The 16,791-nt window shown below is 68.8% G+C and carries 17 protein-coding genes and 1 pseudogene; 9 read left to right on the top strand and 9 right to left on the bottom strand.

What is annotated here, in order from left to right:
- Nucleotides 1–402: 402 nt before the first annotated feature.
- The 3 genes from ampD to ACIGKL_RS07835 all read left to right on the top strand — a co-directional run bounded on the left by ampD (nucleotide 403) and on the right by ACIGKL_RS07835 (nucleotide 4,341).
- On the top strand, nucleotides 403–951 hold the full coding sequence (gene ampD / locus ACIGKL_RS07845; RefSeq protein ID WP_397486101.1) for a 1,6-anhydro-N-acetylmuramyl-L-alanine amidase AmpD: 549 nt from the start codon (nucleotides 403–405) through the stop codon (nucleotides 949–951).
- Between the two features lie 12 nt (nucleotides 952–963).
- Entirely contained in the window at nucleotides 964–1,797 is an 834-nt protein-coding gene (gene ampE, locus ACIGKL_RS07840; RefSeq protein ID WP_397486100.1) for a regulatory signaling modulator protein AmpE, read from the top strand.
- 513 nt (nucleotides 1,798–2,310) lie between these two features.
- Entirely contained in the window at nucleotides 2,311–4,341 is a 2,031-nt protein-coding gene (locus ACIGKL_RS07835) for a methyl-accepting chemotaxis protein (protein WP_397486099.1), read from the top strand.
- A gap of 281 nt (nucleotides 4,342–4,622) precedes the next feature.
- On the opposite strand, the pseudogene ACIGKL_RS07830 reads toward ACIGKL_RS07835, so the two are convergent.
- From ACIGKL_RS07830 to ACIGKL_RS07810, 5 genes and pseudogenes are all read right to left on the bottom strand, one after another.
- Nucleotides 4,623–4,829: pseudogene (locus tag ACIGKL_RS07830) on the bottom strand (globin); the annotation flags it as partial.
- A 12-nt stretch (nucleotides 4,830–4,841) separates the two neighbouring features.
- A complete protein-coding gene (locus ACIGKL_RS07825; RefSeq protein ID WP_003240295.1) occupies nucleotides 4,842–5,060 on the bottom strand; it encodes a DUF2788 domain-containing protein in 219 nt (72 codons plus the stop codon).
- A gap of 90 nt (nucleotides 5,061–5,150) precedes the next feature.
- Nucleotides 5,151–5,630: an Lrp/AsnC family transcriptional regulator gene (locus ACIGKL_RS07820; RefSeq protein ID WP_021443909.1), complete on the bottom strand. Its 480-nt coding sequence runs from the start codon at nucleotides 5,628–5,630 to the stop codon at nucleotides 5,151–5,153.
- 386 nt (nucleotides 5,631–6,016) lie between these two features.
- Complete coding sequence (locus ACIGKL_RS07815; RefSeq protein WP_397486098.1) at nucleotides 6,017–6,901, bottom strand: cation diffusion facilitator family transporter; 885 nt, start codon at nucleotides 6,899–6,901, stop codon at nucleotides 6,017–6,019.
- A gap of 7 nt (nucleotides 6,902–6,908) precedes the next feature.
- Nucleotides 6,909–7,328 (bottom strand): polyribonucleotide nucleotidyltransferase, encoded by a 420-nt coding sequence (locus tag ACIGKL_RS07810; RefSeq protein WP_397486097.1) that lies wholly within the window; start codon nucleotides 7,326–7,328, stop codon nucleotides 6,909–6,911.
- A 362-nt stretch (nucleotides 7,329–7,690) separates the two neighbouring features.
- On the opposite strand from ACIGKL_RS07810, the gene hrpB reads away from it, so the two are divergent.
- Nucleotides 7,691–10,225 carry an ATP-dependent helicase HrpB gene (hrpB, locus tag ACIGKL_RS07805; RefSeq protein ID WP_397486096.1) on the top strand — a complete coding sequence of 845 codons (2,535 nt, stop codon included), beginning with the start codon at nucleotides 7,691–7,693 and terminating at the stop codon, nucleotides 10,223–10,225.
- A gap of 54 nt (nucleotides 10,226–10,279) precedes the next feature.
- Entirely contained in the window at nucleotides 10,280–11,104 is an 825-nt protein-coding gene (locus ACIGKL_RS07800) for a TlpA family protein disulfide reductase (protein ID WP_397486095.1), read from the top strand.
- A gap of 6 nt (nucleotides 11,105–11,110) precedes the next feature.
- On the opposite strand, the gene ACIGKL_RS07795 is transcribed toward ACIGKL_RS07800, so the two are convergent.
- Both ACIGKL_RS07795 and ACIGKL_RS07790 read right to left on the bottom strand, forming a co-directional pair.
- Nucleotides 11,111–11,854 (bottom strand): substrate-binding periplasmic protein, encoded by a 744-nt coding sequence (locus ACIGKL_RS07795; protein ID WP_397486094.1) that lies wholly within the window; start codon nucleotides 11,852–11,854, stop codon nucleotides 11,111–11,113.
- A gap of 88 nt (nucleotides 11,855–11,942) precedes the next feature.
- Nucleotides 11,943–13,022 carry an endonuclease/exonuclease/phosphatase family protein gene (locus ACIGKL_RS07790; protein WP_397486093.1) on the bottom strand — a complete coding sequence of 360 codons (1,080 nt, stop codon included), beginning with the start codon at nucleotides 13,020–13,022 and terminating at the stop codon, nucleotides 11,943–11,945.
- A 91-nt stretch (nucleotides 13,023–13,113) separates the two neighbouring features.
- On the opposite strand from ACIGKL_RS07790, the gene ACIGKL_RS07785 reads away from it, so the two are divergent.
- The 3 genes from ACIGKL_RS07785 to ACIGKL_RS07775 are packed head-to-tail and all read left to right on the top strand — an operon-like array spanning nucleotide 13,114 to nucleotide 14,972.
- Complete coding sequence (locus tag ACIGKL_RS07785; RefSeq protein ID WP_397486092.1) at nucleotides 13,114–13,353, top strand: CDGSH iron-sulfur domain-containing protein; 240 nt, start codon at nucleotides 13,114–13,116, stop codon at nucleotides 13,351–13,353.
- Nucleotides 13,354–13,386: 33 nt separating this feature from the next.
- Nucleotides 13,387–14,232: an SDR family oxidoreductase gene (locus tag ACIGKL_RS07780; protein WP_397486091.1), complete on the top strand. Its 846-nt coding sequence runs from the start codon at nucleotides 13,387–13,389 to the stop codon at nucleotides 14,230–14,232.
- The gene (locus ACIGKL_RS07775) at nucleotides 14,232–14,972 is read left to right on the top strand and encodes a substrate-binding periplasmic protein (RefSeq protein WP_397486090.1); all 741 of its coding nucleotides are present in this window, start codon (nucleotides 14,232–14,234) and stop codon (nucleotides 14,970–14,972) included. Before ACIGKL_RS07780 ends, ACIGKL_RS07775 begins: the two co-directional genes overlap by 1 nt.
- 46 nt (nucleotides 14,973–15,018) lie before the next feature.
- Here the strand turns inward: ACIGKL_RS07775 and ACIGKL_RS07770 are convergent, their stop codons facing one another.
- Nucleotides 15,019–15,453, bottom strand: a complete 435-nt coding sequence (locus tag ACIGKL_RS07770) for a VOC family protein (protein ID WP_397486089.1) — start codon at nucleotides 15,451–15,453, stop codon at nucleotides 15,019–15,021.
- Nucleotides 15,454–15,533: 80 nt separating this feature from the next.
- Entirely contained in the window at nucleotides 15,534–16,196 is a 663-nt protein-coding gene (locus ACIGKL_RS07765) for a YciC family protein (RefSeq protein ID WP_397486088.1), read from the bottom strand.
- A 118-nt stretch (nucleotides 16,197–16,314) separates the two neighbouring features.
- Here ACIGKL_RS07765 and ACIGKL_RS07760 point away from each other — a divergent pair, with 118 nt between their 5' ends.
- Nucleotides 16,315–16,791, top strand: a complete 477-nt coding sequence (locus ACIGKL_RS07760; protein WP_397486087.1) for an NYN domain-containing protein — start codon at nucleotides 16,315–16,317, stop codon at nucleotides 16,789–16,791.

Here is a 16,791-nt window from a genome sequence, read left to right as displayed (position 1 = left end):
TGGGCTTCGTCGCGGGCTCCTCAGCCCAACCTACGATTGAACCGGCAATCGGCCATTTATGTGGCGTAGGTTGGCGCTGAGCGCAGCGAAGCCCAACACGGGAGGCAACGCTCCCCGCTGATTTGGACGCGGCGTGCGCCGGTGTTGGGCTTCGTCGCGGGCTCCTCAGCCCAACCTACGATTGAACCGGTAATCGGCCATTTATGTGGCGTAGGTTGGCGCTGAGCGCAGCGAAGCCCAACGCGGGAGGCAACGCTCCCCGCTGATGTGGACGCGGCGTGAGTCGATGTTGGGCTATGAAGCGGCGTGCTCGATTTACGGGTCGAATCTTTTCCAATCCTTGCGCGCCCTTGGCCGTTGCGGCCGGCTGCTCTAGAGTGGGGCCTCGTTCAGGAGCGCCTCATGCAGCTTGACCCCTCCACCGGCTGGTTCCAGGGCATTGGCCACTGCCCCTCGCCGAATTTCAATGCGCGGCCAAGCGGCGAGGTATCGCTGCTGGTGGTGCATAACATCAGCCTGCCGCCCGGGCAGTTCGGCACCGGCAAGGTGCAGGCGTTCTTCCAGAACCGCCTGCCGCTGGACGAGCATCCCTTCTATGCCGAGATCGCCACGCTGCGGGTCTCCGCGCATTTCTTCATCGAGCGCGACGGTGCGCTGACCCAGTTCGTCTCCTGCCTGGACCGCGCCTGGCATGCCGGGCAGTCCTGCTTCGACGGGCGCGACAACTGCAACGATTTTTCCCTCGGCGTGGAGCTGGAAGGCACCGACGAGCAGCCCTACACCGATGCCCAATATGCCTGTCTGGGCGAGCTGACGCGCCAGTTGCTGACCGCCTACCCGGCGCTGTCGGCGCAGCGCATTCGCGGCCACAGCGATATCGCCCCCGGGCGCAAGACCGACCCGGGGCCGGCCTTCGACTGGTCGCGCCTGCACGCCGCGCTCAAGGATTAAAGGAGAAGTACGATGAGTTTTCTGGTGATTTTGCTGGTGCTGTGGGTCGAGAAGTTTTCCGCCTGGCGCCTGCGTATCCAGCAGGACGGCCCCTGGCTGGCCCAGTTGCAGCGCCTGCAGCAGGGCAGCCTGCAGCAGGCGCCCTGGTTGTGCCTGGCGGCGCTGGTGCTGCTGCCCGTGCTGGCGCTGGGCCTGCTGCTGCTGGTGCTCGAACCGCTGGCCTACGGCTGGCTGGCGCTGCCGGTGCACCTGCTGGTGCTGATCTACAGCCTGGGACGGGGCGATCTGCTGGCCGGGCTGGGACCGTTTCGCGACGCCTGGCGCCGCGGCGACGGGCAGGCGGCCTACCACGTGGTGGAGCGTGACCTGGCGCTGCAACCGGAGGAGGGCACCGAACTGTTGCAGCAGGTGCAGGGGCATCTGCTGTGGCAGGCCTACCAGAGTTTCTTCGCGGTGATCTTCTGGTACCTGCTGCTCGGCCCCATGGCCGCCCTGGCCTATCGCCTGCTGGCGCTCTGCGCCGAACATGCCGAGCAGGCGGGGCTGCGCGAGCGTGCGGTGCAACTGCGCCACGCCTTCGACTGGCTGCCGGCGCGGGTGCTGGCCTCGAGCTTCGCCCTGGTCGGCAATTTCGTCGCGGTCAGCCGCGCCTTGCTGCACGAGCTGCTCAGCTGGGACATTTCCGCGGCGCAGCTGGTGATCAAGGCCGGCCGGGCCGCCGGGGAAATGCCGGAACCGGTGCTGGGCGAGGCGGGCGTCGACACCCTGGATCAGCTCTGGCAACTGCTGATCCGCGCCGCGGTGGTCTGGTACGCCGGCTACGCCCTGTGGGTGCTGCTGGTCTGAGCGCTGCCGGCCGGCCTTGGATAGGGTTGTGTCTACTTACCTGTCGATTGCTCGCTCGGGCTTCTGTAGGGCTTCAGCCGCGAATTTCGCGAAGACATCGGATCGCGCCCGCCGCTCCTGCACGGCGTTCGACACTTGACCCATCCGCAGCCTGGATTACGCGCCTGACCTCTAGATATGTTCTGAAAAAGCCATTTATCGTCACTCCCGCGAAGGCGGGAGCCCAGGGACTACGCAGGTTCTGGATTCCCGCCTGCGCGGGAATGACGGCTATTTCAGAGTTTCCCCAGGGACAGACGCTTAACCTTAAGTTACAGAGATCGGCGTCGATAACGGGTATATAGGAGGCCGTAGTCGATCCTGTTTTCGTGATGTCCGTCTCACTACCTGCCTGTAGAGACGGCGCCTACCCACATACAGATCGGGCTGCACAGGATGTGGCCGTCAGCCCATGAGAGGCTCGGCGACGGTCCAGGCAACACTCATAACAATAATGGCAACTGGAGACGTCTAGTGAAGACCGTGTTGTATCCGGCCATCGCGCTGATGAATCGCCTCAGCTTCGGCATGAAGTTCAGCCTGATCAGCGTGCTGTTCTTCCTGCCCATGCTGGTCACCAACTTCTACCTGGTGCGCGACTCCTATCGCCAGTTCGTCGGCACCCAGAGCGCGCTGGAAAGCCTCGAGCTGCTCGGCGACAGCCTGCAGTTGCGCCGCGATCTGGAGAGCCTCAACGACCTGGTGCAGATCAACGCGATGATCGGCCAGTCCGGTCAGGCCGGCGATCTGGAGGGGCGCATCAGGCAGTTGCAGCAGGCGCTCGATGCCAGCCTGCAAGGCCTCGAGCCGGTGGCGCGCGATGCCGAGCAGGCCGCCGAGTTCGTCGCCAAGCGCGACGAGATGCTCGCCGCGCTGAACAGCGCCGAGGCCGAGACCTCGTTGCAGAGCAAGACGGTGATAGTCGAGAAGCTGCTCGGCGCCTCCCAGGTGTTCATCAAGCTGGTGGCCAGCCAGGCCGGCCTCAGCCAGGACCCGCAGCGCCAGGTGCGGCAGATCACCGAGCTGATCGCCAACGTCACCCCGCAGGTCACCGACGTGCTCAGCCAGGGCCGAGCCATCGGCTCCTACTCCCTGGGCCAGGGCTTCCTCAACTCCGCGGCCAGCACCAAGTTCGACGACCTGCTGCTGCAACTGGAGAAGCTGCACGCCGAGTACGGCCTCAACCTGCAGGAAGCGCTGGCCGGCAACGTCGCCGCGCAGAACGGCCTGGGCAGCCTGGCCGAGGCCAGCCGCCAGACCCTCAAGGACAGCGCCGTGCTGTTCGAGGATCAGGTGATCATCGCCGACAGCCTGGACACGCCCTGGGCGCAGTTCTACGACCAGGTCAGCCAGCAGATGGCCAAGACCCACGCCTTCAACGACGGCCTGCTGGCCTTCCTCGACAGCCAGCTGAGCGAGCGCCTCAACGACAACCGCGCGCAGATGGTGCTGCTGGTAGCGGCCCTGGTGGTGGTGTTCCTGCTGATCCTCTATCTCTACGCCGGCTTCTACGTCTCCACCCGCACCACCCTGAAGACCCTCGGCCAGGTGATGGACAAGGTCGCCGCCGGCGACATGACCGTCAGCTTCCAGGCGCAGAGCCGCGACGAACTGGGCGAATTGGGCCAGGTGTTCAACCAGACCGTGGTGCGTATCCACGACCTGATCGAGCGGGTCGGCCACACCGTCGGCGAGGTCGAGGGCCAGGCCGACCGCGTCGAACTGGTGTCCGGCGAGAGCAACCAGGCGGTGGCCGGCCAGCGCGCGCAGATCGAACAGGTGGCCACGGCGATGAACCAGATGTCCGCCACCGCCCAGGAAGTGGCGCGCAGCGCCGCCGCCGCGGTGGGCAGCGCGCAGAGCGTCAACCAGGAAACGGTCAGCGGCCGCGCCCTGGTCGAGACCCAGGTCGGCGCCATCCAGCGCCTGGCCGGCGAGATCGACCAGTCGGTGGCGGTGATCAACCAGCTGGCCAGCGACAGCGCCTCGATCAGCCAGGTGCTCGACGTGATCAAGGGCATCGCCGAGCAGACCAACCTGCTGGCGCTCAACGCCGCCATCGAGGCGGCGCGCGCCGGCGAACAGGGTCGCGGCTTCGCCGTGGTGGCCGACGAGGTGCGCAACCTGGCCAAGCGCACCCAGCAGTCCACCGAGGAAATCGAGTCGATGATCGCCAAGCTGCAGGGCGGCGTCGGCGCGGCGGTCAAGGCGATGAACGCCAGCCACCAGATGGCCGACGGCACGGTCAGCGAGTCCGCCAAGGTGCAGCAGGCGCTGGAGAACATCCTCGGCGCGGTGGGCATGATCGTCGACCAGAACCAGCAGATCGCCGCCGCCGCCGAGCAGCAGACCGCGGTGGCGCACGATATCGACCAGAACATCGTCGAGATCAACCACGCCGGCGAACGCACCGCCGCCGGCGCCAGCCAGACCGAGCAGGCCAGCCGCGAGCTGAGCGAACTGGTGTCGCGGCTCAAGCAGCTGATCGGCGCGTTCCGCGTCTAGCCGCTGGCGCGGTGCAGGCGGGCCCGCCCTCTGGCGGGCCTTTGCGTTTTTGGAAGTCGGGCGCAGCGGTGCCAAGGAAGTTCTGAGAAAGCCATTTATTGTCACCCCCGCGAAGGCGGGAGCCCAGGGACTACGCAGGCTCTGGATTATTCCCCTGCGGGCCAGCGCAAGCGCTGTTCAGCGATAGAGCAGCTGTCCCGCCTGCGTGGGAATGACGGCTGTTGCAGAGTTTCCCCGAGTGTCGGTGTGCACGGCGCATCTACGAGGTGGTGCCGCCGTTTTCAGTAACCTGCCTTGATCACCGCGATGCCCTTGTTCAGCATCTCGCGCCAGGCCTGGCGAATATCCGCATCGCACGCCTCGTCGTGCTCGCCGACGGTCAGCAGCAGCGCGTCGAGCCACAGCTCGTAGAGTTCGGGGCGGATGCCCAGGCGCTGGCGCGAGTGCGATTCGCCGAGGGCGCGCAGCTTGGTCTCGGGCAGGCCGCGCCGCGGACGGGGCTAGCCGTGAATGCCGCGGGCGGTCTCGATGATGTAGGTGATGATCGGCTTGGCGAGGAAGGCGAACAGGCACAGGCCCAGGCCGAGGAACAGGATGGCGGTACCCAGGCGGCCGGCCTTGGACTTCTTCGCCAGGTCCCAGATGATGAAGAACATGAACAGCATCAGCCCGCCGACCAGCACGTACATCATCAGGGCTTCGAATTGTTCGGTTTCCATGGGGCCTCGTGGTTCGGACGGCAAACGCGGGGCGCAGATTATACGCGCCCCGATCCGCCCTGCGGCATTGCCGCGCTGGGCCTGCGACCTTCAGTCGCGCAGGTGCTGCAGCGGCAGCTGGGTGCTGGAGAGGATCTGCTGCAGGACGAAGCTGGAGCGCACGCTGGAGACGCCGTCGATGCGGGTCAGGGTGCCGAGCAGCAGCTTCTGGTAGTGATCCATGTCCGGCACCACCACCTTGAGCTGGTAGTCGGCGTCCATCCCGGTGACCAGGCAGCATTCGAGCACCTCCGGGCACTTGCGGATCTGTTCCTGGAAATGCTCGAAGCGCTCCGGGGTGTGGCGGTCCATGCCGATCAGCACGTAGGCGGTCAGGCTCAGGCCAAGCTTCTTGCGATCGAGCAGGGCGACCTGGCCGAGGATGTAGCCGTCGTCCTCCAGCTGCTTGACCCGCCGCGAGCAGGGCGAGGGCGACAGGCCGATGCGTTCGGCCAGCTCCTGGTTGGACAGGCCGGCGTCGCGCTGCAATTCGGCGAGAATGTTGAGGTCGTAGCGGTCGAGTTTGTCCACTTTTTGCTCGCTTTCTAATTTTATTGCTTTCAATCATGCACGCTTAGTTAAAAATTGCGCAAGTGGTGGGTTATTGAGCAATGTTAGCAATCTTTCTTCGGCGCTGCGGGCGTAAGCTTTCTCTCAGTTTCACGGCCCGGACGACAAGTCCCACCGGCCTTGCCCAACCAGGCGAGCCGGAGCCGCCGATCCCACCGGATCGCCGCGGCACCCGGGTCCGCACTGCCCAACCAGGCGGGCGACGAAAGCGGCGACAACACCGCCAGCACCGGACAGATTCCCCGAGGGGGCCGCAAGGCCCCTTTTTTATTGGTCGCGCAATAAGGCGAGTCGCGTTCGCAGGTGGGCGCCGCGCGCATCAGCCGCTCATGGTGGCGGGCGCAGCCTCAGCGCTCGACCACTTCCGGCGGGTCGGCGTGCACCAGCACCTCGGCGCGCGGGAATTCGCTGCGGATCGCCGCCTCCACCGCCACGCAGTGGGCGTGGGCCTGGGACAGGCTGATCTCGCCGGGTAGTTCCAGGTGCAACTGGACGAACCAGCGGGTGCCGGAGATGCGCGTGCGCAGGTCGTGGGCGCCGAGTACGCCGGGCACCGCGCAGGTCAGCTCATGCATGCGCGCGCTGATCTCCGGCGGCAGTTCCTGGTCCATCAGCACCGCCACCGCTTCGCGGACGATGCTCACGGCGCTCCAGAAGATGTAGCAGGCGATGCCGACGGCGAACAGCGCGTCGCCCTGCTGCCAGCCGAAGCTGGCCAGCAGCAGGGCCAGCAGGATGCTGCCGTTGAGCAGGATGTCCGAGCGGTAGTGCAGCGAGTCGGCGTGGATCGCGGTGGAGCCGGTCTGGCGTACCACGTGGCGCTGGAACAGCAGCAGGGCGACGGTCAGCGCCAGCGACAGCAGCATCACCGCGATGCCCAGGCCCTCGGCCGCCAACGGCTGCGGCGCGAGCAGGCGCTGCACGCCCTGAATCCCCACCAGCACGGCGCTGATGCCGATGAACAGCGACTGGCCGAGGCCGGCCAGGGCTTCGGCCTTGCCGTGGCCGTAGCGGTGATCCTCGTCGGCCGGCTGCAGGGCGAAGTGCACCGCCACCAGGTTGATCAGCGAGGCGGCGCTATCGAGCAGCGAGTCGGTGAGCCCGGCCAGCAGGCTGACCGAGCCGCTCAGCCACCAGGCGATCGCCTTGGCCAGCACCAGGCTCAACGCCACCGCCAGCGCCGCGGCGGTGGCCAGGCGCATCAGCCGGGCGTGGTGGCGCTGGATCTGCATGGGCGGGTCAGGCCGCCGGGCGTAGGCCGAAGGCGGCCAGCTGCTCGGCGCTGCCGCTATGGCGGATCAGGCGCGGATCGTCCAGCGGCAACTGGTGACCGGTGCTGCGCTCGATCAGCGCCTTGAGGCCGGCCTGGTCGAGCTTGCCCTCGGCATCCACCAGCTGCTTGAGCTGCTGCGGGTCGAGCTGGGCGGTCTGGCCGCCGGGCAGGTAGATGGCGCCGGTGGCGAAGTCGATGGCGAAGGCGATCAGCCCGGGAATGACGAAGAACAGGATGCCGATGGCGTCCATGGCGGCGACCGCCGGGTCGATCTTGCCTTCGATCTGGCCGCGACGGTCCGGGTAGAACAGGGTGCCGCAGGCGGTCAGCTGGGTGAACAGGGCGACGGCGAGAACGCCGGCGATAACGCGGGATTGCGTGCGCATCGAGCACCTCCAGGGAGAAAAGTGGCGCGACTATAGCAAGGCGGTGATTGCAAAACTGCTGCTCGCAGCTTCAGACCTGAGGGTCTGTTGGCAGTTCGCCGCTATAGGGCGCCTCTAAAAACGTAGGCGAGGCAGTCAGCGCAAGGCAAAACCAGGCGAGAAACGCTCGGAGTCGCGGGCGACTTTACGAACTGTAAATGAGCATTTTGATCGGACTCGCGCACGAGCCTGTTTTGACTCGCTTCGCTCGCCCTTCGGGCCAGCCTTCGGCTGTTACTCCCGTTGGTCGTTGCAACGCAGCGATGACAACGTAGGTAGTTTTTAGAGGTGCCCTATAATCGCCGGCCTGCCGTGGAGACCTTATGAACGCCCTGCCCATCGATGCCCTGCTGCCGGCCCTGCGCGAGGCCCTGGCCGCCCGTGACGAAGCCGTACTGGAGGCGCCGCCCGGCGCCGGCAAGACCACCCGCGTGCCGCTGGCGCTGCTGGACCAGGCCTGGCTGGCGGGCCAGTCGATCCTCATGCTCGAACCGCGGCGCTTGGCCGCCCGCGCCGCCGCCGAACGCCTGGCCAGCGAGCTGGGCGAGCGGGTCGGCGAGACCGTCGGCTACCGCATCCGCCTGGACAGCAAGATCGGGCCGAACACCCGCATCGAGGTGGTCACCGAGGGCATCCTCGCCCGCCGCCTGCAGGACGATCCGGCGCTGGACGGCGTCGGTCTGGTGATCTTCGACGAGTTCCACGAGCGCAGCCTCGACGCCGACCTGGCCCTGGCGCTGTGCCTCAATGGCCGCGCCATGTTTCGCGGCGCGGACAGCGGCGCGCCGCCGCTCAAGGTGCTGCTGATGTCCGCCACCCTGGAAGGGCAGCGCCTGGCCGCGTTGCTTGGCGAGGCGCCAGTGCTGCGCAGCGAGGGCCGTATGTTCCCGGTGGATATCCGCTGGGGGGCTCCGTTCCAACCGGGCGAGTGGATCGAGCCGCGCGTCGTGCAAACCGTGCTGCAGGCGCTGGCCGACGAGCCGGGCAGTCTGCTGGTGTTTCTCCCCGGCCAGGCCGAGATCCGCCGCGTCGCCGAGCAGCTGGGCGAGGCCCTGGCCGGGCAGGGCGACATCCGGCTCTGCCCGCTGCACGGCGAGCTGGATCTGTCCGCCCAGCGCGCCGCCATCGAGCCGGCGCCGCCCGGCACGCGCAAGGTGGTGCTGGCCACCAATATCGCCGAGACCAGCCTGACCATCGACGGCGTGCGCGTGGTGGTCGACGCCGGCCTGGCGCGGGTGCCGCGTTTCGATCCGGCCAGCGGCATGACCCGCCTCGATACCCAGCGCATCTCGCGCGCCTCCGCCACCCAGCGCGCCGGCCGTGCCGGGCGCCTGCAGCCGGGTGCCTGCTACCGGCTATGGTCGGAGCACCAGCACGAACAACTTAGCGCCTACTCCGGTGCGGAAATCCTGGCGGCCGACCTGGCCGGGCTGGCCCTGCAGCTGCTGCGCTGGGGCGTGACGCCGCAGGAACTGAGCTGGCTCGACGTGCCGCCGCCGGCCGCCTACGCCCAGGCGCTGGACCTGCTCGGCCGCCTCGGCGCGCTGGATGCGCGCGGCGCGCTCAACGGCCACGGCCAGGCCATGGCCGAGCTGCCGGCGCATCCGCGCATTGCCCATCTGCTGCTGCGCGGCCAGGCGCTGGGCCTCGGCGCCCTGGTCTGCGACCTGGCGGCGCTATTGTCCGAGCGCGATATCTTGCGTGGCGGCGGCGCCGACCTGCACAGTCGCCTGGCTCTACTCAGCGGCGACAGCCGTGCCGGGCGCTCGGCCCAGGGCGGCGTGCAGCGTGCGCGGCAACTGGCGCGGCAATTCCAGGGCCTGCTCAGGGGCCGGCCGGTGATTCAGGCGGTCAGCGACGCTGAACACCCGCGCTGGCTCGGCTGCCTGCTGGCCTTTGCCTACCCGGATCGCATCGCCCAGCAGCGCCGCGCCGGCGGCGCCGACTACCGCCTGGCCAATGGCCGCGCGGCGCAATTCGCCGAGGCGGACGCGCTGATGAAGCACGAATGGCTGGTGGTGGCCGATCTGGGCAGTCGTCAGGGCCAGCGCGAGGAGCGCATCTATCTCGCCGCCGAGCTCGACCCGGCGTTGTTCGAGCGCGAGCTGGCCGAGCAGGTCGAGACGCTGGACCTGCTCGACTGGGACGAGCGCGAAGGCGTGCTGCGCGCCGAGCGTCAGCGCAAGGTCGGCGAGCTGGTGCTGCAGCGCCAGGCGCTGGCCGCGCTGGACGAGGAGGCGCGCTGCCGGGCGCTGGTCGGCCTGGTGCGGCGCAAGGGCCTGGAACTGCTGCCCTGGACGGCCGAGCTGCGCCAGTGGCAGGCGCGCGTGGCGCTGCTGCGCGAGCTGGACATGCAGCAGCAGGGCGCCAGCGACTGGCCGGATCTGTCTGATGCCGCGCTGCTGGCCAGCCTCGAGCAGTGGCTGACGCCTTACTTGAGCAAGGTCAATCGCCTCAGTCACTTCGCCGCCCTCGATTTGCCGGCGATCCTGCAGACGCTGCTGCCCTGGCCGCTGCCGCAGCGTCTCGACGAGCTGGCGCCGCGGGCGCTGACGGTGCCATCCGGCTCGCGCATCGCCATCGACTACGGGGAACAGCCGCCGGTGCTGGCCGTGCGCCTGCAGGAGCTGTTCGGCCTGGCCTCCACCCCGCGCATCGCCGGCGGCCGCCTGGGGCTCAAGCTGCACCTGCTGTCGCCGGCGCGGCGGCCGGTGCAGGTGACCCAGGACCTGGCCAGCTTCTGGGCCAATACCTACGCCGAGGTGAAGAAGGATCTGAAGGGCAGGTACCCCAAGCATTACTGGCCGGACGACCCGCTGATCGCCGAACCCACCGCGCGGGCCAAGCCGCGCAAGTGAACCCGCGGCGGCCGGGGGCTGTCCCAGCCGCTGCTTTCTGTCTGCGGAGCTGCCATGCTGACCCTCGATATCGGCCCATTGGCCCTGGCCACCAACCATCTGCTGTTGCTCGGCAGCCTGCTGCTGGCGACCCTGGCGGGTTGGTGGAGCGGCCGGCGCCAGGGCTGCAACCCGGAGCGGCAGCTGTTTCGCCTGTTGCTGCTGGGGCTGCTGGTGGCCCGGTTGGCCTTCGTGCTGGTCTACGCCGAGTTCTACCGCGCGGCGCCGTGGCGGGTGCTGGATATCCGCGACGGCGGTTTTCTCGCCTGGCCGGGGCTGCTTGCCGCGTTGGCCCTGGGTGCCTGGTACCTCTGGCGCGACGTGGGTCTGCGCCGGCCGTTGGTAACGGCCATGGCGCTGGGCCTGGCTTGCTGGCTAGGCGCCGGCGCGGTGCTGCAGGCCCTGCAGCAGGGCACCCGGCTGCCCGATCTGGCCCTGCAGGATGTGCAGGGGCGTGCGGTCAATCTGCAGGATTTCGCCGGCAAGCCGCTGGTGGTCAACCTCTGGGCCAGTTGGTGCCCGCCCTGCCGGCGCGAGATGCCGGTGCTGGCCGCCGCGCAGCGCGACGAGCCGGGGATGACCTTTCTGTTCGTCAATCAGGGCGAGTCCGCCGCGCAGGTGGCGGCCTTTCTCGATGCGGAGGCGCCGGGACTGGGCAACGTGCTGCTCGACGTCGGCAATCGTTTGGGCGAGCAGGTCGGCTCGCGCGCCTTGCCCAGCACGCTGTTCTACGCCGCTGACGGGCGTCAGCTGGGCAGCCATCTCGGCGAGCTGTCCGCGGCCAGCCTGGCCCATGCGCTGACGCTGCTCAGAGACGGCGAGAGCCCTGAGCCGCGCTGACACGGCTCAGGGCAGCTGCAGGTCTGCGCCGGCGGCGCGCAGTTCCTCGTAGGCGCGGTCGAGGGCGTCGCGCAGCGCCTCGGCGCCGGGGGCGTGGCGCGAGACGATCAGCTTCAGCGGCAGGCGCTGCAGCTGGACGAAGGGCAGCTCGCCCATGCCCAGGCGCCGGCGCGCCTGTTCCACCGGGGTCTGGTAGTCCAGCAGGTAGTCGCCACGGCGGCGCTGCAGCATCTCCAGCGCGGCGGTGTGGCTGGCGGTGCGGTGCTGGGCGATGCCCAGCGCCGGGTCGGCGAGCCACTGGTTGACCTCCTGCCAGTAGCTGTAGCCGCTGATCAGGATCACCCCGCTGTCCTTGAGATCCTCGGGCAGGCGCGGCAGCGGCGTGTCGCGGCGGAAATACAGGTTGAGGCTGATCTCGCCGAGCAGGTGGCGGCTCTCCAGGGTGTCCCCGGCCAGGTCGGGTTTGCCCGGGGCGCCGGGCCACAGCTGCACGCTGCCATCCTGCAGGCCGCTGTACAGGCGCGCACCGGGGTAGGAGCGGAACTGCGCCTGGTAGCCGGCATGGCGCAGCAGGCGCGCGCTGAGTTCGAGGATGGCGCCGCTGGGCCGGCCTTGGGCGTCGGTGTAGGAGTAGGGCGGGAATTCGTAATAGCCGACGCTGACCTGGCGCAGCGCGTCGATCTCGGCCGTGGCGGCAAGGCTCGGCAGCCACAGCAGGGCGGCGAGCAGTAGGCGGCAGCATCTTGGCATCTGGAATTATGCGGCTCGGCGCCGTCTTCGTTATAAAAGCGTCACGCGGCCAGCATGGCCAACTGCGGTGGCGCTTGTCCAGCCCCTGCTAATCGCGGCTGGGTAGAAAGAAGCGGCCGACCAGCGGCAGATGATCGGAGATGCGCAGCGTGTCGTGCTGGCGTACCGCGCTGCTCAACAGAGTCAGGCGCGGGCTGTGCAACAGGTAGTCGAGGGTGCGGTCCGGGCCGCTGGCGGCCGGGTCGTTGGGGTAGTGGGTGTACCAGCGCGCCTGCTCGCCGCCGGCCGCCTGATCCAGGCTGGGGATCAGCGGGTAGCGCGCGGCCAGCGCCTGCAGGCGGTTGTCGTTGGCGTAGCGGCTGCGCTCAGCCTCCGGCAACTGGCCGGGCGGCAGCAGCTCGAAGTCGCCGCCGAGGATCCAGGGCGTGCCCGCGGCCTGCAACTGGCGCAGCAGGCCGTCGGTCATGCTCAGCTGGCGCGCCTGGGTGTCGTCGTCCCGGGCGAAGGCATCGAAATGGCCGTTGAGCGTCACCAGCTCGCCGCCGCCGCGGATCGGCAGGTGGCTGAGCAGCAGCGCGGGCTTGGGCTGGAACGGGTGCGTCAGCGGGTTGTCGGGCCGCCGCGGCAGTTGCAGGCGTTCGGCGCGGGCGATCTGGAAGCGGCTGAGGGTGGCCAGCTTCATGCCGACGCTGCCGAGGATGCGCGGGTGCGGGACGAAGCCGGCCCGCCAGTAGAAGGCCTGGCTGGCGCAGGGGTAGAGGTCGGCCAGGCGCGCCTGCAGCAGGGCCAGTTGATCCTGATGGTTGCTGGCGCGGGCGCCGTCGTGCAGCTCCTGCAGCAGCACCAGGTCCGGCTGCTCGTCGCGCAGCACCCGCACCACCTCGTCGAGGGTGCTGGCCAGATCCGCGGCGCTGGGCCGGTCGTCGGGACCGTCGCCGCCGGGCAGGTCGTACCAGAACACATAACCCTTGCCGGCCAGGTACTGCAGGTTCCAGGTCATCACCTTGAGCGCCTGCCCCGGCTGCAGCTGCGCCGCCTGGCCGCTGCAGGCCAGCGGCGCCTCCTCGCGCGGCGCCGGGCGCCAGCTCAGCGCATGGACCAGGGCGAGGGACAGGCCGAGCAGCGCCACCAGGGCGAGCAACAGGCGAAGCGGGCGGGGCAGGGACATGGCGACGCGGGCGGCTATGCTGGAGGGAGGCGAGGATACCCGACTGCGGCCCATCGGCCCAGGCGTGGCGGCGTCCTGCCGGGAGGGTGCGATGAACGAGCCGCTGATCGCCCAGCGCGGCCCCTATGCGGTCGAGGTGCAGGCCGGGCAGGATTACTTCTGGTGCCGCTGCGGGCGCAGCGCCAGCCAGCCGTTCTGCGACGGCAGCCACAAGGGCAGCGGGCTGGCGCCGCTGAAGTACCATGCCGAGCAGGCCGACACCCTGTTTTTCTGCGGCTGCAAGCACACGGCCACGCCGCCCTGTTGCGATGGCAGCCATAACAGGTTGTAGTGTCGGCCAGGCTTGGCTCGTGGGGGGCAGTGCATGTATCGCAAGGTATTCGCCAACAAGGTATTCGACCGCAAGGTGGTGCTGATCAGCGGCGGTTGCGCCGGCATCGGTCGCGCCCTGGCCGTGCGTATGGCCCAGGCCGGCGCGCGTCTGGTGATCCTCGATCTGCAGCAGGCGGCGCTCGACAGCCTGGTGCAGCACCTGGCCGACCACCACAACGCCGAGGCCCTCGGCCTGCTCTGCGACGTCGCCGACGCCGCCGCGGTGCAGCGCGCCGTGGCCCTGGCCATCGAGCGTTTCGGCGGCATCGACGTGCTGGTCAACAACGCCGGCATCACCCACCGCAGTGCCTTCGCCGACACCAGCCTGGAGGTGTTCCAGCGGGTCATGGCGGTCAACTACTTCGGCGCGCTGCATTGCACCCAGGCGGCGCTGCCCAGCCTGATCGCCCGCGGTGGGCAGATCATCGTGCTCAGTTCGCTGTCGGGCATCGCCCCGCTGCTCTACCGCAGCGCCTACAACGCCAGCAAGCACGCCCTGCACGGATTGTTCGAGACGCTGCGCTACGAGCTCAAGGGCTCGGGGGTGAACGTGATGCTGGTGTGTCCCGGCTTCACCGCCACCGACCTGCGCAAGAACGCCCTGGTCGGCGACGGTTCGGTGGCCGCCCAGCCGCCGCTGGCGATGGGCAAGGTGGCCTCGCCGCAGGACGTCGCCGAGGCCATTTACCACGGCGCCCTGAGGCGCCGGCGCCTGCTGGTGCTGTCCAACGTCGACTGGCGCGCGCGGCTGCTGGCGCGGTTCTTCCCGCGGCTGTTCGAGCGGGTGCTGCTGCCGCGGCTGTCCGGGCTCAAACCGCAGGGTTCGGGGCGCGTCTGATGCGCTTCTGCTGGTTGATCTTGTTGTTGCTGGCGCCGCTATGCCGGGCCGGCGACGCGCCGCTGCGGGTGATGACCGACCTGTGGCCGCCGTTTCGCATGGAGAGCGCCAGCGGCGAGCTGCAGGGCCTGGATATCGACCTGCTGGCGGAGCTGTCGCGCCGCACCGGGCTGCGCTTCGAGGTGCAGCGGGTGCCTTGGGCGCGCGGGCTGGCGGCGCTGGAACAGGGGCGCGCCGACCTGATGACCGGGCTGGCCAGAACCCCCGAGCGCGAACGCTATATCCACTACCTGGAACGCCCCTACTACGCCTGCGCGCCGCGCTTCTACGCCAGCCCGGCGCTGGCCGCGCAACTGGGCGACTACGCCGCGCTGCGCGGGCTGCGCATCGGCTACGTGCTGGAGTCGGCCTATTTCCAGCCGTTCGACGGCGACGCCGGGCTGGACAAGGTCGGCGTCAGTAACGAGAGCCAGTTGCTGGAGATGCTCGCCCGCGGGCGTATCGACGCGCTGGTCGGCACCGATTGCCAGGTCGACTACGCCCTGCTCGATCCGGCGCTGGCCGGACGCATCGTCAAGGCCGCCTACCGCCCGGCGGCGCGCACCGAGCTGTATCTCGGCTTCTCGCGCCAGCGCCTGGCGCACCTGCCGCAGCTGGCCGCCGCGCTCGACGACCTGCTGCGCGAGGGCTGGGTCGCCCGCGCCGCGTTGCGCTACCAGCCGGTGGCGACGAGTCAGTAGCCGGCCAGTGCGTGGCCCCGCGACAGCCGGCAGGGCGTCGACTCGACTAGTGGTTGTGCGGCTCGCCGTAGAGCTGCTGAACCAGCGCCATGTCCCAGTAGGCGGCCTCGATCTTGTGCCCGTCGAGGTCGCGCACGAAGCAGCCGTAGTAGGGCTCGCCATACTCCGCGCGCGGCCCCGGCTGGCCCTCGTCGCGGGCGCCGGCGGCCAGTGCGGCCTGGTGGAAGGCGTGCACCGCGGCCTTGTCCGGGGCGACGAAACCGAAATGGCTGCCGTTGCCGAGGGTCGCCGGCTGGCCGTCGATCGGCGTCTGCACCCAGAACTCCGGGTACTCGCGGCCGAAGGCCACGGCGCCGGGATGGCGCATGATCTCCTGGCAGCCGAGGGTGGCCAGCACCTTGGCGTAGAACTCGCAGGCCGCCTCGAACTGGTTGGTGCCGATGGATACGTGGGACAGGATGCTGGGGTTGGCGTCGCTCATGTCGGGTGCTCCTTGCTGTTGAGGTGGTCAAGCCTAGCAGGCTATTGGGCAAGCATTCCGACGCCTCGTTCGGCAGCCGGCTAGTCGTTGTCGTGCCCTGCCGGTTGCCGGTCGAGCAGCATGAACAGGCGGAACAGCACCACCAGGGCGAACAACTGGAGGAAGCCGCTGGCGGCCTGCTGCAGCACCCACAACAGGCTGTCGTCGCGGTTCGGCAGGGTCCACCAGTCGAGCAGCCAGAGCGGCACCAGCACGCTGGCCAGGCAGCTGAACACCTCCCAGAAACGCCCATTGGTCAGCTCGAAGCTGCCGCGCAGGGCGCTCATCGGCGGCTGTTCGCGCAGCACCAGGAGCAGTTCGGCGAAGGCCAGCTTGACCATGATCCAGATGCCCGGCAGCACCAGCAGCGACAGCCCGAGCAGGATCGCCAGGGTGCTCAGCCCGGCCAGCAGGGCGAAGGCCGGCCACAGGCGCAGGGCGGCGGCGAACAGCTGGTTGCCGGTCGCTTCGCGGCCGTTGCTGCGGGCGTCGAGGAAGAGGATCAGCTGCGCGGCGTAGAGCGGATAGAACAGCACGCCGAGGAGGATGCCGTAGGCCGGATTGGCGCCTTCGCCGAGCTGCGCCGCCAGCAGCGCCTGGGCAATGGCCTCGACCAGTAGCAGCGGCAGGCATAGGCGGGCGATGGCCGCCAGGTTGTGGCTGAAGAAGAACCAGGCGTCGCGCAGGATCGGCAGTGGATTCATCGGCAGAACTCGGCAATGACGAAGACCCGCACTGTAGCAGAGGCGCCGCGCGCTCCGCGCTGATGGCAATGCTCTGGCATACTGGCAGGGCTTTCCGCCCGCCGACCGAGGATGCCCGGTGAAGAAGATCGCCGTATTCGCCGACGTACAGAACCTCTACTACACGGTGCGCCAGGCCCATGGCTGCCATTTCGACTACGCCGCCTTCTGGGCCGACGTCAGCCGCCAGGGGCAGATCGTCGAGGCCTACGCCTACGCCATCGAGCGCGGCGACGCCAAACAGCAGCAGTTCCAGCAGATCCTGCGCAAGCTCGGCTTCACCGTGAAGCTCAAGCCCTATATCCAGCGCAGCGACGGCTCGGCCAAGGGCGACTGGGACGTCGGCATCTGCATCGACGTGCTCGACGCCGCCGAGCGGGTCGACGTGGTGGTGCTGGCCTCCGGCGACGGCGATTTCGACCTGCTGCTCGAGCGGGTGCGCCAGCGCGGCACCGAGGCGATCGCCTACGGCGTGCCGGGGCTGACCGCGCAATCGCTGATTCGCGCCGCCAGCCGTTACGTGCCCATCGAGGGCGCTCTGTTGCTCAGGAATTAA

Source organism: Pseudomonas sp. NPDC077186 (assembly GCF_044543505.1).
Taxonomy (GTDB): Bacteria; Pseudomonadota; Gammaproteobacteria; order Pseudomonadales; family Pseudomonadaceae; genus Aquipseudomonas.
This window is presented reverse-complemented; position numbering and strand designations above follow the sequence as displayed.